The 4,086-nt window shown below is 34.4% G+C and carries 2 protein-coding genes; both read left to right on the top strand.

Going from position 1 to position 4,086, the window contains the following annotated elements; translation table 11 throughout:
- Nucleotides 1-1,517 (top strand): hypothetical protein (locus tag AACX68_RS05530; RefSeq protein ID WP_228860789.1); only part of this gene is annotated, 1,517 nt, incomplete at its 5' end.
- A gap of 153 nt (nt 1,518-1,670) precedes the next feature.
- Complete coding sequence (locus tag AACX68_RS05525; protein WP_228860788.1) at nt 1,671-3,836, top strand: Ig-like domain-containing protein; 2,166 nt, start codon at nt 1,671-1,673, stop codon at nt 3,834-3,836.
- Nucleotides 3,837-4,086: the final 250 nt, after the last annotated feature.

The raw sequence follows: 4,086 nt of genomic DNA, 5'->3' as shown, positions 1-4,086 counted from the left end.
ACATAAAACAAAAAGGTAATAATATGGCTGATAGTATTAATATTGATTTCCATAGTAAAAGTATCTTTCAAGGCACCAGTACTATGATTATAGCTACTTATACTGGAGATAGTGCTTATACTGTTACTGAAAAAAATATTATTGAGTGTAAATCAACAAACCAAAACGTAGTCGTGAGTGTTTATGGGAAGCAAAATGTCGATGTTACGAGTAAAACAATCACAGCTACATTTGAGATTTATGTAAAAACTTCCACTGATAAATCGGATATTGTATTAGAATTTAAAACTGATATTGTTGGTAGCCAGGCTAAAATAGATCCTAACTATAAGCAACTGCGTGTAGAAGATATTCAGCCGTGGACTTTTGTTCCGCTAATTTCAGGTTCATATTTTCTTGAAGATTTTAGCCCGGCTGAAAAGAAACCAGAACCTGATAATCCTTTTTTGGAAATGCAACTCTCTCCTAGAGATATAGGTAATATTACATTACCATATTGCCAAATAACCCTGGATCTAGATGAGATAAACTATGCTCGTTTGTTTGATAAAAAAGGAAATGAAATTTCCCCATATAATGACAATAAATATTATTTGAATGCTGATAGTAATGGGGATATTGATGTTAAGTTCTATGCTAAAAATCTTCCTGGTGGTTATGCTAAAATAATAAACTTAAGTACAAGTCTAGGTAATTCAATTTTTGCTGGTAGCGCTATGTTGTTTATCACTAAAGATATATTACCAACTGATGGTATACATCCACCTAAAATTACGAATTTAGTCAGTGGTAAATTAACTCCTCCACGAAAAAATGATGGAGAGGATGATAGTGTTTTCCATATAGAAGTACCTGAATATGTTAATGCTAAGCCCACTGATCACATCTTTATAATGAATAATAATAAAGATGGGGATGTGGTATGTACATCTGGAAGTTATGGTTCAGAACTTGAAGCACCTTATGATTCTATTACTCAACTTGGATATAATCAATTGTACTATTATGTTAATAGTGCAGGAGTTACCTATAAATCAGGATCATTATATTTCTATCTGGCTGGAAGTAAACCGAATAAACCGCCATTTAACGGTATCTTAGATAAAGTTTCAGTTTTAGATGGAACAAGAAATCCGATTGGTGAGAATGATTATATTAATGTGGAAAATATTGCTGATGGTTTAATATGTGAAGTACCTGTTGGTGAACTAAATCAGCCACAATTAGGTGATTACATCACAGTGAATGTTAAAATAAATGGTTATGATTCTATTACAAGTAAGCCACGCCAGCCTTTTAATATGAATTTAATAACAAAACAAAAGATAAAAAGTAACGATATAACGAACCATAAAGTTGAAATACCTATTGGTAGAGGCTTTTTAGATGGTTATGCTGAAAACAGTGAAGGTGATGCAGGACATATTTATATTATTTACTATGTTACTAATAAAAATGAGAGTTCAAAGGTATGGATGAGACGTATTGACACTGTTTTACTTGGAGGCAGTAATTAAGTATTGATAACTTTCTATTAAATAAATAACCTTGATGTAGAATATTCCATCCCACGTTGTGGGATGGAATGTTAAATTGACATCACCGAAATTTTCATCTGGGAATAAAGTCCGTTTTGTTATTGATTTAATGGATTTTTACGGGGAGAGATAATGAAAAAAATTAAAATGAATCCACTTCTTAAGAAGCCTGAATTGCCTCAGAAAGAAAATGGAGTTATTGATGCCAGCCAAAAAGGAAATGATTTTATGCTGGTCATTATAGACAACTATAGCATTGAACGTCCTAAGGATACCGTGTGTGTACACGTGGGTGACATTACGACTAAGACTTTCTATGTTGAGCCTCCTATACCTGATGACATCCATGTAACAATACCATTTACTGAGATACCTGATGGTGATTATGATGTTTTTTATGTAGTAACAGATCACTATAAAAATCATTTTCCATCTGATCGAAACCATGTGAAAGTCATAAACTCCCCGTCACCAGCTAAAATAAAATCAATTTTACTGCAACCTAAAAATAGCAAGGTTACCGTTGGTTCTTTTGCAAAATTAACAGCCACAGTAGAAGTAGTAAAAGGGATAACAGCAGATGATATAGAGGTTTCTTTCAGTGCAAATAATAGAGTCATATTTGACCCACCTTCTAAGGCAACGAATACTAATGGTGAGGCTACGACGCAAGTTAGTAGCGATAAAGTTGGTTCCATCACTGTTACTGCAACTGCACTGGGAAAAAAAAGTAATACGGTAAGTATTGATTATGTTAATAACGAAGAAGAATTTTTCATCATGGGTGCTCGTTCGACTCTTTATAGTGTAACAAATGGACTTTCCGGGCCACAATGTCTGACAGCATGGGATAAAGATCATAACCCGGTTTCAGTCAATTGGTTATATATTGGCACACCCAAAACGGATAATTCTTGGCAAAAAAATTATTCTCACTATTATTATGACAGTGCACCTTATTTACCGCTAACTGCAACCTCATCAGGAAAAACAGTCACACTTAATCCACTTAATATTTTTGGTAATGGTGGAAGAAGTGATAATGTTCATTCCAATTATGACTTATACAGAAAACACCTTTTTCCTAGGCCCACGCCTCCCCTTTATTATGGGCCTCCAGAAAATTTTTCTTCTAGTTTTGCTGCATTACTCGATAATAATGACTTAGTCACTTGGGGAAATATGAACCCAACTTCTCGGGGAAGGATCGCAAATAGTGTAAAAAAAGTTGTCGCAGCAGGGTGTGGTTATCTAGCTCTAAAAAATAATGGCTCGTTATTATATTATCCAGTAGCCACAGATATGGATCTTGGCGGGCCTCCTACTGCGGATAATAATTTTGTTGATATAGGACTAGCAGGAACTTGTGCAGTTGGTCTAAAAACTGATGGAACATTCACTACTTGGGGACATATTGCTTATAGTGGCTATGATATCAATATGTCGCCAGTTGAAAATGCGCTGATTTTTGGGGATGATTGGTGTCTTTATATCATTAATACTAAAACCAAGAAGGGTATTGCCCGATTTGAATCCTCTATTCATGGTATCTTGCCAGCTGTAGAGGTAAATCCCCAATCACAAGATTTTATAAATCCTCGTGCGTTATCATTTTTGTTTGGTGGTTTTAATACAGCAGTTATTAATAGCGAGGGAGTAATGAAACATACGATTCGTCGTATTCCAGCTCCCCCTAATATTAAAAATACTATAGTGTTATCTACTGCCAGCACAAAAGTTACATGTAATAAAGATGGTCTTGTTACGGTACTGGGAGATCTAGGGTTTACAGGCAATAATAGGTCTGATGCGATTATGGTATTAAATGATGCTGGTCAGGCATTTATGCACACGACAAATAGTTACGCAATTGGCGATAATGTTGCTGATATATCATGTAATAGGGATAATGCCATACTCAGGCATCATGATGGTAATCTGACTTTGGTATCTAAAAAGAATGGAGATGATAACTCACCAATAATTAAAAATATTGATGGTCTTGATAAAAATAAAAAAGTTGTTCAAGTAACCTGTACGGCTGAGGCATTCGCGGCATTGTATATGGATGGTACGGTCTACGCTTGGGGTGATAAGGATTATGGTGGCTTTATTGATAAAAAAATCCAGTCTCAACTATATAATGTCAGAGCTATTTATGCTACAGGAAAAGCCTTTTCTGCTTTGACATCAGATAATCGAGTTATAACTTGGGGTAATGAATTTGTCACTGAACATAATGATATTATAGAAAATTATATTAATGGAAATATCAGTTATTATGCCTCAGCGGAATAACCAAATATGGGCGGGTATATCAAATTAATCAGAGAGTTGTTTATGTAAAATAATATTTTAATCTATCAGGGTTTAATTCCCCACCGTTTGCAACGAGTAAAAAAGAGTTGAATGATGCGAAGTGGATTATTTCATGTCTGAATATCCCGTTGCTTGTGGTGAGGGATGTTTATTAATGTTTCATAGAGAAAATGAATATCATGGTAAACCGATTAAATAATTTCTTTCAAAAATATTAAGTTAAAAATGG

Source organism: Xenorhabdus sp. PB61.4, assembly GCF_963894935.1.
Lineage (GTDB): Bacteria > Pseudomonadota > Gammaproteobacteria > Enterobacterales > Enterobacteriaceae > Xenorhabdus > Xenorhabdus stockiae.
This window is presented reverse-complemented; position numbering and strand designations above follow the sequence as displayed.